The 17,316-nt window shown below is 70.4% G+C and carries 19 protein-coding genes; 7 read left to right on the forward strand and 12 right to left on the reverse strand.

Annotated features, from left to right (window positions below; translation table 11 throughout):
• The first annotated feature begins 149 nt into the window (after window positions 1–149).
• Complete coding sequence (locus C8250_RS39130; RefSeq protein ID WP_244809672.1) at window positions 150–935, forward strand: VOC family protein; 786 nt, start codon at window positions 150–152, stop codon at window positions 933–935.
• On the opposite strand, the gene C8250_RS39135 is transcribed toward C8250_RS39130, so the two are convergent.
• Window positions 932–1,474: a winged helix-turn-helix domain-containing protein gene (locus C8250_RS39135; RefSeq protein WP_138356680.1), complete on the reverse strand. Its 543-nt coding sequence runs from the start codon at window positions 1,472–1,474 to the stop codon at window positions 932–934. The two genes, C8250_RS39130 and C8250_RS39135, sit on opposite strands and share 4 nt — an antisense overlap.
• A 57-nt stretch (window positions 1,475–1,531) precedes the next feature.
• On the opposite strand from C8250_RS39135, the gene C8250_RS39140 reads away from it, so the two are divergent.
• Window positions 1,532–2,446, forward strand: coding sequence for a S41 family peptidase (locus C8250_RS39140; protein ID WP_138356679.1), 915 nt, complete (start codon window positions 1,532–1,534; stop codon window positions 2,444–2,446).
• A 40-nt stretch (window positions 2,447–2,486) separates the two neighbouring features.
• Here C8250_RS39140 and C8250_RS39145 read toward each other — a convergent pair whose 3' ends face one another.
• Window positions 2,487–3,341 carry an NAD(P)H-binding protein gene (locus C8250_RS39145; RefSeq protein WP_138356678.1) on the reverse strand — a complete coding sequence of 285 codons (855 nt, stop codon included), beginning with the start codon at window positions 3,339–3,341 and terminating at the stop codon, window positions 2,487–2,489.
• Entirely contained in the window at window positions 3,338–3,763 is a 426-nt protein-coding gene (locus C8250_RS39150; protein ID WP_138356677.1) for a nuclear transport factor 2 family protein, read from the reverse strand. The genes C8250_RS39145 and C8250_RS39150 overlap by 4 nt, the downstream gene beginning before the upstream one ends.
• A gap of 92 nt (window positions 3,764–3,855) precedes the next feature.
• Between C8250_RS39150 and C8250_RS39155 the strand changes: the two genes are divergently transcribed.
• On the forward strand, window positions 3,856–4,449 hold the full coding sequence (locus C8250_RS39155; RefSeq protein WP_138356676.1) for a TetR/AcrR family transcriptional regulator: 594 nt from the start codon (window positions 3,856–3,858) through the stop codon (window positions 4,447–4,449).
• Window positions 4,450–4,506: 57 nt separating this feature from the next.
• On the opposite strand, the gene C8250_RS39160 is transcribed toward C8250_RS39155, so the two are convergent.
• The 5 genes from C8250_RS39160 to C8250_RS39180 form a co-directional block, all read right to left on the reverse strand.
• Entirely contained in the window at window positions 4,507–6,504 is a 1,998-nt protein-coding gene (locus C8250_RS39160; RefSeq protein WP_138356675.1) for a TetM/TetW/TetO/TetS family tetracycline resistance ribosomal protection protein, read from the reverse strand.
• Between the two features lie 232 nt (window positions 6,505–6,736).
• Window positions 6,737–7,105, reverse strand: coding sequence for a DUF805 domain-containing protein (locus C8250_RS39165; protein ID WP_138356674.1), 369 nt, complete (start codon window positions 7,103–7,105; stop codon window positions 6,737–6,739).
• 250 nt (window positions 7,106–7,355) lie between these two features.
• Complete coding sequence (locus C8250_RS39170) at window positions 7,356–9,932, reverse strand: polynucleotide kinase-phosphatase (RefSeq protein WP_138356673.1); 2,577 nt, start codon at window positions 9,930–9,932, stop codon at window positions 7,356–7,358.
• Window positions 9,929–11,422: a 3' terminal RNA ribose 2'-O-methyltransferase Hen1 gene (locus C8250_RS39175; protein ID WP_138356672.1), complete on the reverse strand. Its 1,494-nt coding sequence runs from the start codon at window positions 11,420–11,422 to the stop codon at window positions 9,929–9,931. Before C8250_RS39175 ends, C8250_RS39170 begins: the two co-directional genes overlap by 4 nt.
• 92 nt (window positions 11,423–11,514) lie before the next feature.
• The gene (locus C8250_RS39180; protein ID WP_138356671.1) at window positions 11,515–11,958 is read right to left on the reverse strand and encodes a MarR family transcriptional regulator; all 444 of its coding nucleotides are present in this window, start codon (window positions 11,956–11,958) and stop codon (window positions 11,515–11,517) included.
• Between the two features lie 42 nt (window positions 11,959–12,000).
• Between C8250_RS39180 and C8250_RS39185 the strand changes: the two genes are divergently transcribed.
• Together C8250_RS39185 and C8250_RS39190 are read left to right on the forward strand one after the other, a co-directional pair.
• A complete protein-coding gene (locus C8250_RS39185; RefSeq protein WP_138356670.1) occupies window positions 12,001–12,744 on the forward strand; it encodes a dienelactone hydrolase family protein in 744 nt (247 codons plus the stop codon).
• Window positions 12,745–12,746: 2 nt separating this feature from the next.
• On the forward strand, window positions 12,747–13,013 hold the full coding sequence (locus tag C8250_RS39190; protein ID WP_138356669.1) for a DUF6295 family protein: 267 nt from the start codon (window positions 12,747–12,749) through the stop codon (window positions 13,011–13,013).
• A gap of 66 nt (window positions 13,014–13,079) precedes the next feature.
• On the opposite strand, the gene C8250_RS39195 is transcribed toward C8250_RS39190, so the two are convergent.
• From C8250_RS39195 to C8250_RS39205, 3 genes are all read right to left on the reverse strand, one after another.
• Window positions 13,080–13,448, reverse strand: coding sequence for a VOC family protein (locus tag C8250_RS39195; RefSeq protein WP_138356668.1), 369 nt, complete (start codon window positions 13,446–13,448; stop codon window positions 13,080–13,082).
• A gap of 96 nt (window positions 13,449–13,544) precedes the next feature.
• Window positions 13,545–14,693 (reverse strand): serine hydrolase domain-containing protein, encoded by a 1,149-nt coding sequence (locus C8250_RS39200; RefSeq protein ID WP_138356667.1) that lies wholly within the window; start codon window positions 14,691–14,693, stop codon window positions 13,545–13,547.
• 127 nt (window positions 14,694–14,820) lie between these two features.
• The gene (locus C8250_RS39205; RefSeq protein WP_138356666.1) at window positions 14,821–16,149 is read right to left on the reverse strand and encodes an aldehyde dehydrogenase family protein; all 1,329 of its coding nucleotides are present in this window, start codon (window positions 16,147–16,149) and stop codon (window positions 14,821–14,823) included.
• Window positions 16,150–16,202: 53 nt separating this feature from the next.
• Between C8250_RS39205 and C8250_RS39210 the strand changes: the two genes are divergently transcribed.
• Entirely contained in the window at window positions 16,203–16,823 is a 621-nt protein-coding gene (locus C8250_RS39210; RefSeq protein WP_187145166.1) for a TetR/AcrR family transcriptional regulator, read from the forward strand.
• Window positions 16,824–16,855: 32 nt separating this feature from the next.
• Here the strand turns inward: C8250_RS39210 and C8250_RS39215 are convergent, their stop codons facing one another.
• Complete coding sequence (locus C8250_RS39215) at window positions 16,856–17,149, reverse strand: hypothetical protein (protein ID WP_203218450.1); 294 nt, start codon at window positions 17,147–17,149, stop codon at window positions 16,856–16,858.
• Between C8250_RS39215 and C8250_RS43035 the strand changes: the two genes are divergently transcribed.
• Entirely contained in the window at window positions 17,088–17,270 is a 183-nt protein-coding gene (locus C8250_RS43035; protein WP_203218481.1) for a hypothetical protein, read from the forward strand. The two genes, C8250_RS39215 and C8250_RS43035, sit on opposite strands and share 62 nt — an antisense overlap.
• Window positions 17,271–17,316: the final 46 nt, after the last annotated feature.

Here is a 17,316-nt window from a genome sequence, read left to right on the forward strand (position 1 = left end):
CGGCCGCTGTCGGGTCCACGTGCGGCATAAGGGTGTCAACGCCAGCGAACAGGCATGAACAGTGGCAAAGTGAACGGTGTCCCCCTGCGTGAGGCGAGGCTGCAGACATGGCTCCTTCTGAAAGCGCGGTCCAGGGAGCGCCGTGTTGGGTGACCCTGACCGCCGCCGACCTGCCGGCGAGCAAGGCCTTCTACAACCGCGTGCTCGGCTGGCAGTACCGGCCCGGATTCGGGCTCGACGAGTACGCCGAGGCGATCAGCGACGGCGAACCGATCGCCGGTCTCGGCGAGACAGGACACTCCTTCGGCGTTCCGGCCTGCTGGTCGGTGCACTTCGCGGTCGACAGCGTGGACCGTGCCGCCGGGCGGATCCGTGAACGGGGCGGTACCGTCGCCGTCGGCCCACTCCCGTTCGGTCCGGGCCGGGTGGCCTGGGCCATCGATCCGGCAGGCGCGCCGTTCGCCCTGTGGGAAGGGCCACGGGAGCCGCACTGGTCCCCCAGGGGCGGCGGTCGGGGTCTGTGGATCGAGCTGCACACCCGGGATGTCTTCGCGGCGGCGATCTTCTACAGCGAGGCCCTGGGCTGGGACACCGAACCACCCGAGCGCTGCACCCTGCGGTACGAGAACGACCAGGTGTTCGTCGACATCAACGGCCGCACGGTGGCCGCCCTGCACGGCGGAGCGGTGGAGGAGGCCCCGGACCCGAAGGTCCGCCCGCGCTGGCAGGTCACCTTCAGAACCCCCCACCCGAACATGGCCGCAGAACGCGCCGAAGCGGCGGGCGGAGCGATCGTCAGCGCGCCGGACGACACCGCGCCGGGTTTGGCGACACTCCTCCGGGATCCGGAAGGCACGCTGTTCAGCGTCGCCGCACAGACCGCGGAGATCGGCCCGGAGGAAGCGACGCCCCACCAGCCGTCGGACACGGTCTAGGCCGAACCGCCGGGTTCGGGGAGCTGTGCGTGCTGGTACAGGGCGAACAGCATGCCGTGCACCGGTTCGGACTCGGCGTCCTCCTCGGTCTCGTCGATCAGCCGGGCCAGCCTTTCGCCGAGACGTTGCGCCTTGGCGGGGCTCAGGTGCAAGTGGCGCAGGGTCAGATGGGTCTCGGCGGGGGAGCGGTCCAGTTCCTGGGCGAAGGCGCCGAGCATCGCCGCCGTGCCGGCCGCCTCGGGTTCGGCGACGATCATGCGCCGGGCGACGCGCTGGTAGTACTGCTCGGTGCCGCCCCGGACCTGCCGGGTCTCGGCGACGTGGACGAGGCCGGCCGTCCGCAGCACCTTCAGGTGGTGTGCGACGTTGCCCCTGGCGGTCTCGAGGTGCGCCGCGAGCTGGCTGATGGTGGCGGGGCGAAGGCCCAGGGCGAACAGCAGCCGTTGGCGCAGCGGGTGGGCGAGCGCCGCGAACTGCTCCGGCGAGCCGATCTCCTGGACTTCCTGAGGCGTCGGGGGGTAAGAGGGTTGCTCGGGCATGAGCTAAGTGTCCAATACTCTTGACGCTTTTGGAAGAGCGGTGTTCTACTCCCTGCCATGACCACCATGACGCAGATCAGTACCGCTCCCGTCATCGAGGAGACGGCCCAACTCGTTCTGGAGCACTACGTTTTCCCCGAAGAGGCCGAGCGCCTCGCGACCCTGTTGCGGCGGCGCCTCGCCGAGGGGGCGTACGACGTCGACAGCGCGGAGGAGCTCAGCCGGCTGGTCACGACCGACCTGCAGTCGGTCAACGGCGACCGGCACCTGCGGCTGCTCCATCACACCGAACCGGTGCCGAAGGAGCGGGGCGCTGCCGCCCTGGCCGCCATGCGCAGGGATTTCGACGCCACGCTCGGCGGTGTTCCCCGGGTGGAGCTGCGGGACGGCGGGGTCGCCGTGCTGGAGCTGACTCCCATGCTCTTCCCGCTGGACTGGGCCGCCGAGCCGCTGGCGGCCGCGCTCACCCTGGTCGCCCGGGCCGACGCCCTCGTTCTGGACGTGCGCGGCAACCGCGGCGGGGACCCGGACACGGTCGCGTTCGTCTGCAGCTACCTGCTCGATGAGCGCACCCACCTCAACACCATGTACTGGCGCGACGGTGAACGGTTCGGGCAGTCCTGGAGCCTGCCGTACGTCCCCGGAGCACGCTTCGGCGGCAGCAAGCCGCTGTACGTGCTGACCAGCGGCAGCACCTTCTCCGCTGCGGAGGAACTGGCCTACGACCTGCAGCAGTTGGGCCGTGCCGTTGTCGTCGGCGATGTGACGCTCGGCGGTGCGCATCCCCGCCAGGGCTGGACGGTGCACCCGCATCTGGAGGCGAGCATCCCGACCGGCCGCGCGATCAACCCGGTCTCCGGCACCGACTGGGAGGGCACCGGCGTACAGCCGGACGTCGTCTGCGCCGCTGCCGACGCCCTCGACCGCGCCCACGCGCTGGCCCGTACCCGGTTGACGGACGCTACCGGCTGACGCGTCCCTCGGGCTCGCGGCGGCGGGGATCCGGGGGACCTCAGCCCCGGATCCGGTCCAACTCCCGTTCCGCGAAAGCGCGGAAGCTGTGCGGTGCGCGACCGGTGAGGCGCTGGACGGTGTCGGTGGTGCGGTCCTCGGCGCCTTCGGCGATGGCGCGGTCCATGCCGGCGAGCATCGCGGCGAACCCGGCGGGCATGTCGGCGGCCAGGCGGTCGCGCATCTGCTCGTAGGTCAGCCGGTCATGGGTGACGGTCCGGCCGGTGGCCCGGGTGAGGACGGCGGCGATGTCGTCGTAACTCAGGGCCTGCGGACCGGTGATGATCAGGTTGGTGTTCGGGGCCTGTGCCGCGGTCAGTGCGTGTACGGCGACGGCGGCGATGTCGTCGGCGTCGACGAACCCGACGCGGCCCTCACCGGCCGCCGTTCGGATGGTCCCGTCCGCTCTGATGGTCCGGGCGTGCGCGTGGTCGCCGGTGAAGTTCTGCATGAACCACGAGGGGCGCAGGACCGCCCACTCGGAGAACAGGCCGGGCAGGGCCTGGTGCACCTGCCCCACGGCGGGGCCGCCGGCGGGGATCGCCGACGAGCTGAGCAGGACCGCCCGGTGGACGCCGGCGGCGCGGGCCTGCCGGAGGAAGGGCAGCATGACGGCTGCCGGGTCCGGAGCTCCGAGCGGCGGGATGAGATAGACCCGGTCCGCGCCGTCGAGCGCGGCTTCGAAGGAGGTGGGGTCGTCCCAGTCGAACCGTACGGGAACGGCCCCGGCCACGGGGGTGGCGCGTCGGCCGGCGGCCCTGACGCGCCGCCCTTCGGCGGCCAGCCGCGCGGCGACGCGGCTGCCGGTGGTGCCGGTGGCACCGATGACCAGGGTGAACTTCTCGGACCCGGTCATCGGTTGCTCCCGGCGAAGTCGGTGGCGGGGTCCTGGACGGCGAGCGGGTTCCAGTAGTCGCGGTAGCCGGTGATGAGGCCGTTCCTGACGGTGACCACGGCGATGTAGGTCATCTCGAAGGGGCCGTCGGTCTCCACCAGGCGGCCCACGGCGCGCATCTCGACCACGATGGTCTCCGGGACGACGGTCTGGTGGATCTCCACGGAGGGGAAGTCGTGCAGGTCTATGTGGTCGGGGTAGCCGCGCATGTACTCGGCCACGGCCGCCTTGCCCTCCAGCCGCTTCGGCCAGCCGTCCGGGGCGAAGGGGAACTCGAGGATCCCGTCCTCGTCCCACAGGTCGGTCCAGGCGGGGATGTCCTTGTCCAGCAGTAGCTGCAGGCCGTGGCGGTAGAGGTCCGCCGGTGCGGTGGTCACGCTCATGGTTGCTCCATCCCGTACGATACGGACCGTGGGTCCGTTTCATATGGGAGACGATACGGACCCGGGGTCCGTTTTGCAACCGGAGGAACCGCATGACCGAACGCAAGCCACGCGCGGACGCCACGCGCAACCGGGAGGCCGTTCTCGCCGCCGCCGACACACTCTTCGCCCAGTGCGAGAGCCCTCAGTCGGTCACCATGGCCGACATCGCGGCGGCGGCCGGCGTCGGCAAGGCAACGCTCTTCCGGGGGTTCGGCGACCGCACCGGTCTGATCCAGGCGCTGTACGAGACGCGGCTCGCGCCGATCCGGCTCGCCGCCGAGGAGGGGGCGCCACCTCTGGGGCCCACCACCCCGCCCCTCCAGCGGGTACCCGCCCTCCTCGACGCCCTTCTGTGCTTCAAGCTCGACAACCGCCACCTCGCCCTCGCGCTGGAGGGAACCGGCGGCGACAGCCCTTATGCGGCAGAGCACTACGAGCTGTGGCACGGCACCCTCCGGACCGCGCTGGAACGGATTCCCGGATTCGCCGACAGCGACTTCACCGCCCACGCGCTGCTCGCCGCCACCCGCGCCGACCTCGTGGAACACCTCGTCGGCCAACAGCGGACGTCTCGCAAGCAGTTGCGGGCCCACCTGGCGGCCTTCGCCGCCAGGGTCCTGAGATCACGGGCAACGGACGGCTGATCCGGTGCTTCCGTGCGGGGCGCGGCCTCGGCCGTGGTCGTCGGCCCTGATGAGCCGTCACCCTCCGGCCGCCCGGCGGGTGACCCGCATCAGGTACTCCCTGCGGTGGAGCGGATCGTGGTCCGACCGCGGCCGGTCGGGGACCGCACCGCAGACCGGTTGGTAGTGGTCGAATGCGCACTCGAGTACGCCTTCGCCGCGCGTCAGCGACGGCATCTGCCGCTCCAGTGCGTGCACCGAGGCGGCCGGGATCTCGCCCTCCACCACGTACGACGAGCCCCGTACCGCCGAGGTCTGCGGTACGGCACGCAGCCGTGCGAGCACGGGCAGCACCAGCCCGAACATGTCCGCGGGGATGTCCAGGCCGAACCGGTGCATCGGCTCGTACACCCGGCTCACCGCCTGCTGCAGCGCGCTCATCAGCACCAGAGGCGTCAGGTTGCGGAAGTCCCCGGCGGTGCTCGACATGCTCTTGTCGAAGACGGCATGAGCGTGACTCTGCCGTGCCGCATAGCCGGAATGCGTCATGGTGACCGTGCAGTCGGTGACCTGCCAGCCGTGGATCCCCTGCTCCAGCGTCGTCCTGACGGTCTCCTCGACCGCCTTGAAGAACGAGTACGGCATCGAGCCGAGTTCGACCTCCAGCCGGAACCCGACACCACTGCCGACCGGTGCCGGGTCGATGCGCAGTCCCACCGTCGCGAGGAACGGATTGGGATCGACGTGGATGAACTCGGCGGCCGCGCCGGTGCCGACCGGCCGTTCGATGTGAATCGTCGTCGTCTCGCGGAAGGCGACGTCGACGCCGAAGTCGTTCGCCAAAGTGGCCTGGATGACCTCTTTCTGTACTTCGCCGTAGAGCGAGACGGAGGTCTCCTGGCGGAGACCGTCCTGGCGCAGGTTGATCAACGGGTCCTGCTCCGCGAGCTGTGTCAGGGCGACGTGCAGTGCTCCCTTGTCGGCGGGGCGAAGCGGCGCGACGATCGTCTCCAGGGTCGGCGGGGCGAAGTGGTGACCGTCCGGTCGCGTCGCGCGCGGAACGCCGATGGCGTCACCGATACGGACATCGCCGATTCCCCACAGCTTGCCGATCTGACCCGCGGTGAGGGCGTCACCCGGGACGTCCGAGCCGCGCTCGTAGACGCTGAGCGCGGTGACCTTCCCCTCCTCGTCCCCACGGAACGGCAGGCGGTCCCGCACCCGCACGGTCCCCGAGAACATCCGGACGTATGCGATCTTCTCCCCGGCAGAACCCCGTTCGACCTTGAAGACGGTGCCCGAGACCGGACCGTCGGCATCGTCCTCGGCGGTGGGCAGCAGTTCGGTGATCCCGGAGATCAGCGCATCGACCCCCGCACCGGTGATCGCCGAGCCGAAGAACACCGGATGCACCAGCGCCCGCTTCGTCTGCGCCGCGAGTTCGCCCCGCAGCCGGGGACAGGAGAGCGCGGCCTCGTCGTCGACATACGCTGCCAGCAGCGCTTCGTCGCGACCGGTGAGGAGATCGACGAGTCCGGACCTGAAATCGGCGTCGGCGGCGTTGTAGGGCCGGGACGTTGCGCCGCGCGTGCCGAGCGCGGTGGCCGGGCCCATCGAGATGCTCGCCGGAGCCAGTTTCTCGGCGATGCTACGGAGCACGTCGTCGTACTGGGCTCCACTGCGGTCGATCTTGTTGACGAAGATCAGCGTGGGAATCCCCAGCCGCTGCAGCGTGCGCATCAGCACACGGGTCTGCGCCTGCACGCCCTCCACGGCGGAGATGACCAGCACAGCTCCGTCGAGCACGTTCAGCACCCGCTCCACCTCGGCGATGAAATCCGGGTGGCCGGGGGTGTCGATCAGATTGACGGTGACGTCGTCGACGACGAACGAGGCGACGGCGGACTTGATGGTGATGCCGCGTTGCCGTTCCAGCGACATCGAATCGGTCTGCGTACTGCCGTCATCGACACGGCCGATCGTGTCGATGACCCCTGCGGCGTGGAGCAGCCGCTCGGTCAGGCTTGTCTTTCCGGCGTCAACATGCGCCAGGATTCCCAGGTTCAGCGTATGCACTCGGTGTCATGTCCTTGAGATAGATGGCAATTCCCTCCTGGATGGACATGAACGTTCCGCACATAATCGGGACTCCTGGATCGATCGGGCTGTCAAAGGGAAGTGCAGCAGACGGCCGCCCCGGGAGGCAACCGCTTTATGGCCCCGGGGTTCGAAGCACCGGAACGCCGACTGCCCACCGGCGAGGCCGGCGGGCAGTCGGAGAAATGCGGGCGGCATCGGCCGCTCAAGGTCAGGCGAAGTGGGCGTCCCGCACCGGGACGGCCTTGGGGTTCGGGCCGAACGCGTTCGTCTGCTGCTCGCTGTCGGCGCTCAGCATGACCAGCAGGCAGATGTCGCCAATGAGCGGGACGGCTCCGAGGAGCACCCACCACCCTCTGCGCCCGCTGTCGTGCAGCCGGCGGACGGTGACTCCCAAGGCGGGAAGGAATGTCGGAACGATGTACACCAGTACGAGCCACGGCGATCCGATCGCCCAGTCCAGGATCATCAGGGCGGCGATGATGATGCTGTGGAACAGGGTGAACATCCAGTATTCCCGGCACCGTGCGCGCCCGCCGAATACCGCATATTTCTTGAGTACGTCGAGGTAGTAGTGCATTTCGTCCCCCCATAGGACTGATAGGCCCGTCCTAGTGGATCAAGCCAGACGGGAGAACCATATGGGGGTGATGTGCACTGGTCAAGGGGAAATGTCCCCCTGGTTGAGGACCGGCTGGTCCCGGTCGGCGGGCAGGCTTCTCGCGGATCTTATGAGGCCCCCTGGCCCCTGGGTGCCAGGGGAACCGGGAGGGTCAGGGGGCTCAAGAGACGCGTGGAAGGAAGCTGTTGCCCGCCGGCCGGGATTGCGGTCAGAGCCTCGGGTCGACCGGTTCTGACTCCAGGGCCAGGACCGCGAAGACCGCCTCGTGGACACGCCACAGGGGTTCGCCCGCCGACAGTCGGTCCAGGGCTTCCAGGCCGAGGGCGTACTCGCGCAGCGCGAGTGAGCGCTTGTGGCCCAGGAAGCGGGAGCGCAGCTTGGTGAGGTTGTCCGGACGGGTGTACTCGGGGCCGTAGATGATCCGCAGGTACTCGCGGCCCCGGCACTTGATGCCGGGCTGGACGAGGCGCCCGTTCCCGCCCCGGACCAGGGCCTGGAGCGGCTTGACGACCATGCCCTCGCCGCCGGCGCCGGTCAGTTCCAGCCACCACTCGGTACCCGCCGCGACCGACTGCTCGTCGGCGGTGTCGACGACGATCCGCCGGGTCGCCTGCAGCAGTCCCGTCGGGTCGTTGGAGACCAGGCGGTCGATCAGCGTGAGCTGCTCGTCGTGCGGGAGCGCGGCGAGGCTGCGGCCCTGGACGGCCAGGATCTGGAAGGGCGCGAGACGCACCCCGTCCAGGCCCTCGGTCGGCCAGCAGTAGCGCCGGTACGCGTCGGTGAACGCGGCGGCGTCGGTGGCCCGGCCGCGCTGGCGCGCGAGCAGGTCCGACACCGCGGTGCCACGTGCGGAGGCGGCCTCCAGGGCGGCGATCGCGCCCGGGAACACCGCGCCCGACGCGGCGCCCACGGCGGCGTACTGCCGGCGCAGCAGACCGGACGCCTTCAGCGACCAGGGCATCAACTCGGCGTCGAGCAGCAGCCAGTCCGTCTCCAGTTCGTCCCACAGCCCGGCGGTGGTGACGGCTTCCCGCAGGCGGGCCAGGATCTGCTCGGTGACCGCCGGGTCGTCGAAGAACGGGCGCCCGGTGCGGGTGTGCAGCGCGCCGCTCACCCCCGGCTCGGTGACACCGAAGCGTGCCCGTGCCACCTCCGCGTCACGGCAGACCAGCGCCACCGCGCGCGAGCCCATGTGCTTCTCCTCGCACACCACCTGGCGCACACCGTCCGCACGGTAGGCCGCGAAGGCCTCGTGCGGGTGCTCCAGATAGCCCTCCTCCTGCGAGGTCGCGCAGGGCGACATCGTCGGCGGCAGGTAGGCGAGCAGCCGCGGGTCGACCGCGAACCGGCTCATGACCTCCAGCGCGGCGGCCGCGTTCTCCTCGCGGACCGCGACCCTGCCGTGCTGCGACGTCTCGACCGCGCGACGGCCCGCCACGTCGGCGAGGTCCAGCGGTCGGCCGTCGTGGCCGCCCGGTGTCTCGGTGACGAGCGGCTTCACCGGCTCGTACCAGACGCGCTCGGCCGGCACGTCGACGAGTTCGCGCTCGGGCCAGCGCAGCGCGGTCATCTTGCCGCCGAACACCGCGCCGGTGTCGAGGCAGATGGTGTTGTTGATCCACGACGTGTCGGGGACGGGCGTGTGCCCGTACACGACGGTGGCGCGGCCCCGGTAGTCCTCGGCCCACGGGTAGCGGACGGGCAGGCCGAACTCGTCGGTCTCGCCCGTGGTGTCGCCGTAGAGCGCGTGCGAGCGGACCCGGCCGGAGGTACGGCCGTGGTACTTCTCGGGCAGGCCGGCGTGGCAGACCACGAGCTTGCCCTCGTCGAGCACGTAGTGGCTGACGAGCGACTCGATGAACTCCAGCGCGCGGGCGGCGAACTCCGGCTCCTCGCCGGAGATCTTGTCCAACTGCTCGATGGTCTCGGCGAGCCCGTGGGTGTGCTGCACGTTGCGGCCCTTGAGGTAGCGGCCCAGCTTGTTCTCGTGGTTGCCCGGCACACACAGCGCCGAACCGGCGGCGACCATGCCCATGACGAGGCGCAGCACGCCGGGGCTGTCGGGACCGCGGTCGACGAGGTCCCCGACGAAAACGGCGGTGCGCCCGAGCGGGTGCACGGCGCCCACCGGCCGGCCCGCCGCGTCCCGTTCCAGGGCGTAGCCGAGCTTGTTGAGCAGCGTCTCCAGCTCGGAACGGCAGCCGTGGATGTCGCCGATGATGTCGAACGGCCCGCTCAGGTGCCGCAGGTCGTTGTAGCGGCGCTCCAGGACGATCTCGGCGTCGTCGATCTCCTCGGTACCGCGCAGGATGTGCACCTTGCGGAAGCCCTCACGCTCCAGTCCGCGCAGGGAGCGGCGCAGTTCGCGCTGGTGGCGCTGGACGACGTGCTTGGGCATGCCGGCCCGGTCGGGGCGCGCGGCGTTGCGCTCGGCGCAGATCTGCTCGGGCACGTCGAGGACGATGGCGATCGGCAGCACGTCGTACTGGCGGGCGAGGCCGATGAGCTGCTTGCGGCTCTCGCTCTGGACGCTGGTCGCGTCGATGACGGTCAGGCGTCCTGCGGCGAGCCGCTTGCCCGCGATGTAGTGCAGCACCTCGAAGGCGTCACGGCTGGAACCCTGGTCGTTCTCGTCGTCGCTGACCAGGCCGCGGCAGAAGTCGGAGGACAGGATCTCGGTGGGTTTGAAGTGACGGGCGGCGAACGTCGACTTGCCGGAGCCGGTGGCTCCGATGAGGACCACGAGGGACAGGTCGGTCACGGGAAGTGTGCGCTTGCTGGTCATGCGGCCGACTCCTCCTTCGGGGTCTGAGCGGTCGGTGAGGTCTGGTCGGATTTCCGGGTGAAGGCCGCCAGCTGCGTCGGCGGCCCGACCTCGGGGTCGTCCGGTCCTACCGGGACGTACGCCACGTGGTAGCCGTGCCGCTGTGCGACGCGGTCCGCCCAGTCGCGGAACTCCGCGCGGGTCCACTCGAACCGGTGGTCCGCGTGCCGGACGTGTCCCGCGGGCAGCGTCTCCCACCGCACGTTGTACTCGGAGTTCGGTGTCGTGACGATGACGGTCCCGGGCCGGGCGGCGCCGAAGACGGCGTACTCCAGGGCCGGCAGCCGCGGCAGGTCGAGGTGTTCGATGACCTCGCTGAGCACGGCGGCGTCATAGCCCTTGAGCCGGGTGTCGGTGTACGTCAGCGAGCCCTGCAGGAGCTTGACGCGGGCGGCCCGGTGTTCTCCCATCTGCTCCAGACGCAGCCGGCGGGACGCCGTGTGCAGCGCCCGCACCGATACGTCGACACCGACGATCTCGGAGAAGCGGACGTCCTTCAGCAGTTCGCCGACGAGCTGACCCTGCCCGCAGCCGAGGTCCAGCACCCGGACCGCGCCCGCGGAGCGCAGCGCTTCGAGGATCGCGTCGCGCCGCTGAGCGGCCAGCGGCGCCGGCTTCTCCTCGGTGTCGGTGCTCTCGTCGACCGCGTTGTCGATCTCCTCGACCTCGATGTCGTCGGCGTCCGCGAGCCGGGCCAGCTCCAGACGCTCCATGGCCTGGCGCGTCAGGGCCCGGCGGCGGGACAGATAGCGGCTGGCGATCAGCTGCTGCTCGGGGTGGTTCTCCAGCCAGCCCTCACCGAAGCGCAGCAGTTTGTCGACCTCGTCGGACGAGATCCAGTAGTGCTTGGAGTCGTCCAGGACCGGCAGCAGGACATACAGGTGCCGCAGCGCGTCCGACAGCCGCAGCTCACCCTCCAGCGTCAGCCGTACGTACCGCGAGTCGCCCCACTCGGGGAACTGCGGGTCCAGCGCGATGGGTTCGGCTCCGACGGTCCAGCCCAGCGGCTCGAACAGCGCCCGCACCAGGTCGGCGCCACCGCGGGCGGGCAGCACCGGTACCTCGATGCGCAGCGGCAGCGGGGCCGCGGCGCGTTCGGGGTGCGTGCGGCACTCTCCGCGCAGGGCGCTGGAGAACACAGTGCGCAACGCGACGGCCAGCAGTGACGAGGCCGCGTACGGCCGGTCGTTCACATACTGCGCGAGCGCCGCGTCGGGCGCCCCGCCCCGGTCCTTGCCCGTGCCCTTGGCACGCCGCACCAGCGCCACCGGATCCACCTCCAGCAGGAGCGCTGCCGTGCAGATCTGTGCGGACGCCTCGGGGTAGAAGACGTGCGCGTCGCCGTAGGAGGTCGAGAAGGCCTGGGCCTTCTCCGGGTGCTTGTGCAGCAGGAAGCCGAGGTCCGTTGCGGGACGCTCGTCGTTGCCGGTGAGAGATATCGTCAGGAACACATGCACGAGTATTAATGGCTTCACCCGCTGCCACCAGGCATTTTTGGTGACAGAACAGGCTCGGCGCCCCCTGCGGAGCGACGGCCCGGTGGTCAGACGCTCCGGGCGATGCGCTCGAGCAGCGGGATGGCGGCGGCCAGTTGTGCCCGCTCGGCAGGGGTCAGTTCCTCGGAGATGGCCCGGGTCAGCCGGCGGGCGCGTTCCTTGTGGGCCCCCAACAGGCCTTCCCGTCCCGCATCGGTGAGCGAGAGCACGATCCGGCGGCCGTCGTCCGGGTCCGGAGCCCGGGCCACCAGCCCACGCTCCTGCAGCCCGGAGATGATCGTGGACATCGACTGCGGGCGGATGCCCTCACCCGCGGCGAGCTCGGCCGCGGCGGCGGGGCCTTCGCGGCCGAGCCGCACCAGTACCGAGGTCTGCGACAGGGTCAGTTCGCCGTCCGGCTTCACCTGCCGCAGTCTGCGAACCATCGGCCCCAGACAGGCGCGCAGGTCGGCCGCGATGCGTGCCGCGTCACTCTGGATCATCACAGTCATCAGTATAAACTTATCAGTTCTCCCTTATGATATAGGTGTCTCATGAGTGATTCCCTGACTGCCGAAACCATCCGGATCACCGGGCACGGCGGCGACGAGATGGAGGCGTACCTGGCCCGGCCCCACGGTCAGGAGCAGCGTGGTGGTGTGGTCGTCATCCACCACATGCCCGGCTACGACCGAGGCACCAAGGAGATCGTCCGCCGCTTCGCCGAGCTCGGCTACGACGCGATCTGCCCCAACCTCTACTTCCGCGAGGCACCGGGCGCCGCTCCCGATGACGCGGCGGCGGTGGGCAGGGCGAACGGCGGAGTCCCGGACGCGCGGCTGATCGGCGACGTCGCCGCCGCGGCGGCCCACCTGCGGGCGCTGCCCACCAGCAACGGCAAGGTCGGCGTGATCGGCTACTGCTCGGGCGGCCGGCAGAGTGTGCTGGCGGCCTGCAACCTGGACCTGGACGCCGCGGTGGACTGCTACGGCGCGTTCGTCACCGGCACCGTGCCGGCGGAGTTCCCGCTGCGGATCACCAACCTGGTCGACCAGCTGCCCCGGCTCCGCGCTCCGCTGCTCGGGCTGTTCGGCGCCGAGGACAAGTACCCCACCCCCGAGCAGGTGGCCGAACTGGGGCAGATCCTGACCGCCAACGGCAAGGACTTCGAGTTCCACAGCTATGAGGGCGCGGGCCACGCCTTCTTCTCGACGGACCGCCCCGCCTACAACGTGGCGGCGGCCAACGACGGCTGGGAACGGATCACCGCCTTCTACGCCGACCACCTGGGGGCCTGAGCATGTGCACCTACACGACCGTCAAGGACTCCGTCGACGGCAGCGCCAAGGGGCCGAACGGCTCCTGGTTCCATGTCACCGATGTGACGGTGTACTTCGACCACCCCGTGCACGCCATGGCCGAGCACACCCTCAACATCGACTTCGCCGACCCCTCCAAGGGCCCCTCGGCGCGCGTCGCCCTCGAACTGACCGAGGAATCCGGCCGCCGGCTGATCGCCGCCATCCAGGAAGCCCTGGCGGCGGTCCCGGCCGAGCTGACGGTCTGACGGCGGGTCGCTGCAGCCTTCTCGTGGCCGCCGACGATTGACCAGGCGGGAGCCGTAGGGCGCTCGTCAGCCGTGTGTGGTGTCGATGACGCAGAAGCGGTTGCCCTCCGGGTCGGCGAGCACGATGAAATCCGCGTCGTCGGGATAGAAGTCCCAGTCGACGCGCTCGGCGCCGTGGGACACCAACCGCTCGACCTCGGCGGCCTGGTCGGCCGCGTCTCCGGCGTAGAGGTCGAGATGGATCCGCGGCTGGTCCTGGACCGGCGTCTCGCTGCGGCCGAGGGACAGCTGTGCCCCGGTGCCTTCCGCCGGTACCAGGACCACCCAGTCGTCCTCGGCCTCTTCACGCGGCACGTATCCCAGGGCTTCCATCCAGAAGGCCGCCGCGCGCGGCACGTCCGAGACACCCAGCACGATGGAGCCGATTCGCAGCATGGGTCGATTCTGGCAGTCGCCGGCAGCCGGCGGCAGCACCGGCACAGCGACTGAGCCGCGCGGACGGGGAGCCCTCGTCGCGTCGGGCCCCGGCTCTCAGGCGTCCGCCGCGTAGCGCCAGAAGTCCCGCATCACGGCGGGCGGGGTCGGGCCGGACATCTCCAGTTGGCTGAGCAGGATGGTGACCGCGCCGGTGGACGGGGTGATGTGAGCCGCCGTTCCGGTGCCGCCGACCCAGCCGTAGCGTCCCGGCACGTTCCACGGGTCGACGGCCGCGACGTCGACGGAGCCGCCGAAGCCCCAGCCCTGGCCCTCGAGGAACAGCAGGCCGGCATCGCGCTGCGACCGGGTGAGGTGGTCGGTGGTCATCTGCCGCACCGATGCGGAGGACAGCAACCGGCGGCCGTCGACGGTTCCGTCGGCGAGCAGCAGCCGGGCGAAGGCGTAGTAGTCGTCGACGGTCGAGACCAGTCCGCCGGCGCCGGACGGGAAGGCCGGCGGGCTGCTCCACTGCCCGTCGGGGGCGTCGACCAGCTCGGGTCCGCCTGCCGGATCGGTTCGGTAGTAGCTGGTGAACCGGTCGAGTTTGCCGGCCGGTACGTCGAATCCCGTGTCGGCCATGCCGAGCGGCTCGAAGAGCCGGTCGGCCAGGAACTCGGGCAACGGACGGCCCGCAACCCGGGCGATCAGCACACCCAGGATGTCGGAGCAGGTGTTGTACAGCCAGACCTCGCCCGGCTGGTGGAGCAGCGGAATGCCGGCGAGCGTCGCCATCCAGGCGTCCGGCGCCGCGGTGAGCTGCGGCTGGGGCGGTCCTTGCTTCAGCTCGCTGAACAGCAGACCGACCGCGGGCAGCGAGAAGTCGGACGGGAAGCCGTACCCGGCGCGGAAGGTGAGCAGATCGGCCACCGTGATCGCTCTGGCGGCCGGGACCACATCGTCGACCGGGCCGGCCGGGGTACGGACGACCGTCGGCGACGCCAGTTCCGGCAGCCACTGCCCGACCGGGTTGTCCAGCGCGATCCGGCCGTCGTCGACGAGCATCATGAGCGCCGCGGCAATCACGGGTTTGGTGATCGAAGCGATGCGGAAGATCGAATCCCTCACCATCGGAGAGATGCCGTCGACGTCGGCGGAACCGACGACCTGCACCTCCACCTGGTCGCCGCGAGCCACCAGACCCACCGCTCCCGGCGTCGGCCCGTCGCTGACATGCGTTTTGAGGATGTCGTGCAGGTTCGTCATCGGTCCACCTTCTCGAGTGTGCGGTCGGAAACAGGACTCCCGGCGCGGCACGGAGTCATCGGTCCCGAGCCGTCCGATTCGATCCGGCCCGGCGCGACCCCGGTCCAGCCGCCCGCCCAACCCCCCGTCACGACAGTGGCTTGTCCAGCACCGCCTTGCTGTGGCTGAAGGTGTCGATCGAGTACTCGCCGTGATACCGGCCCATCCCGCTCTCGCCGACGCCGCCGAAGGGGAGTTCCGGGGCGGTGAGGTGAGCCACCGGGATGCCGAAGGTGAGCGCGCCGGAGGAGGTCTCGGTCAGCAGGCGCTGCTTGGTGTCGTCGGACGCGGTGAACGCGTACAGGGCGAGCGGCTTGTCGCGCTCGTTGATGAACGCGATCGCGGCGTCGAGGTCCGGCACGGACACGATGGGCAGGACCGGGCCGAAGATCTCCTCCTTCATGACGGGGGAGTCGGGGGCGACATCGGCGAGCACGGTGGGTGCCAGGTAACGCGTCGCGCGGTCGTGCGTGCCGCCGGTCACGGTGCGTCCGCTGTCGAGGAGGCCGGTGAGCCGGTCGAAGTGCCGCTCGTTGACGATGCGCCCGTATTCGGCGGAAGCGGCGGGGTCGGCGCCGTACAGATCGTGCACGGCCGAGGCGAGGTACGGCTCGACGGCCTTGGCCGTGTCGCCGATGGCCAGCACGTAGTCGGGGGCGACGCAGGTCTGGCCGGCGTTGAGGAACTTCCCGAACGCGATCCGCTGCGCGGCCGCGGCCAGATCGGCGTCCTGGTCGAGGACCACGGGGCTCTTGCCGCCGAGCTCCAGCGTGACCGGCGTCAGGTGCTTGGCGGCGGCGGTCATGACGATCCGGCCGACGGCACCGTTGCCGGTGTAGAAGATGTGGTCGAAATGCTGCTCCAGCAGCGCGGTGGTCTCCGGGATCGCGCCTTCGACGACCGCCACGGCCTCGGTGTCGAGGTAGCGGGGGAGGAGCCGGGCCATCGCGGCGGAGGTCGCGGGCGCCAGCTCGCTGGGCTTGACGACGACGCAATTGCCGGCCGCCAGCGCTCCGACCACCGGCGTCAGGGCGAGCTGGAGGGGATAGTTCCACGGCGCGATGACCAGGACCACGCCGAGCGGGTCACGGACGACGTACGCCTGCGCCGGCAGGAGCTTGTCGGGAAGCGCGGCGGGGCGCGGGGCCAGCCAGGTGTCGAGGTGTGCGAGGGTGTGGTCGATCTCGTTGATCGTGAAGCCCACCTCCGTCCGGTAGCCCTCCTTGAGGCCCTTTCCCAGGTCCGATCGCAGAGCAGCGGTGATCTCGTCGCTGTTGTCCACGAGGAGGGTGCGCAGGGCTTCGAGCTGGGCGCGGCGCCAGGCCGTCGGCTTGGTGCGACCGGTGGCGAAGGCGGAGCGCAGGCGGTCGACGACGCCGGTGGCGTCCAGGTCCGGGGTTTCGTCATGGTGTGTCATGAGACCCAACGGTACACAAAACGAAAAGCTTTCGTTTCGTATACCCTGATGACGTGACCGAGCACACCGAGAACGATTCCCCCGTACGGGGCAGGCGCCGTGACATCGGCCGTGACCGCGTCCTGCTCGAAGCCACCCTCGAGGTCCTGTACGAGAAGGGCTACGGCGGGCTGACGACGGCCGAGGTCGCCAAACGGGCCGGCGTGTCCACGGCGACGCTCTACCGCCGGTGGAGCTCGAAGCAGGACCTGGTCATCGGCACGGCCACCCAGTGGGCCCGTGACCTCGGACCGGGCGAGGACACCGGCACCCTCGACGGAGACCTCACCGCGCTCCTGCGGGACAAGGCGAGAACCCTGGACGGACCGGGAGGCCGGCTGCTGCACGTCCTGATCGGTGAGGCAGCCCACAACCCGGCGCTGGCCCAGGTCCTCGACGACGCCGTCGTCCAGCCCGTCCGGGACCGGGCCGCCGCGCTGGTGGCGCGCGCGGTCGGGCGGGGCGACATCCCGCCCCTGGAGGACACGCACGTGCTGGCCGACCTGGTGGTGGGAGCGATGGTCAGCCGGGTGTTCCTGACGCCCGGCCCGTCCTCGCCGTCACCCACGGGCGAAGCGATGGCCCGCGAACTGCGCCCGTTCCTGCTGCGAGCCCTCGGGGCCCGCCCCGCCTGACCGCCGGGTCCGCCGATCGTCCGCTCCCGCCTTCAGACATCGTCGAGCAGTGCGAGAACCCGTTGGAGACCGTCCTCGCCCACCGGCACCTGCAGGACGAGCAGCAGGTCGGGATCCTCGACCGGGCGCACCTGGTAGATCTCCAGGTCCAGCCGCCCGATCCGGGGGTGATCGATCGCCGTTGTGGCCGGGCGGAAATAGCGGACCGGGTACTCCGCCCACCACGCCCGGAACTCCGGGCTGGCCTCGGACAGCTCGGCCACCATGACGGCGGATCGCGGATCGTCCGGCTGCTCCCCGACGGTGGCCCGGAACTGGCTGAGCACCGCACGCGCGGCCGTGCTCGGTGCCGGAGGTCCGCCCGACCAGGCGGAGATCGCGGCGATCCGGGCCCGTCACGACATCCAGCAACTCACCCCGCTCACCACCACGCCGCCCACGCGCTGAGCGAGTCGAAGGCCGCCCCCAAGATCCCCGGGGGCGGCCTTCCTTC

Source organism: Streptomyces sp. So13.3, from assembly GCF_005860785.2.
Taxonomy (GTDB): domain Bacteria; phylum Actinomycetota; class Actinomycetes; order Streptomycetales; family Streptomycetaceae; genus Actinacidiphila; species Actinacidiphila fildesensis.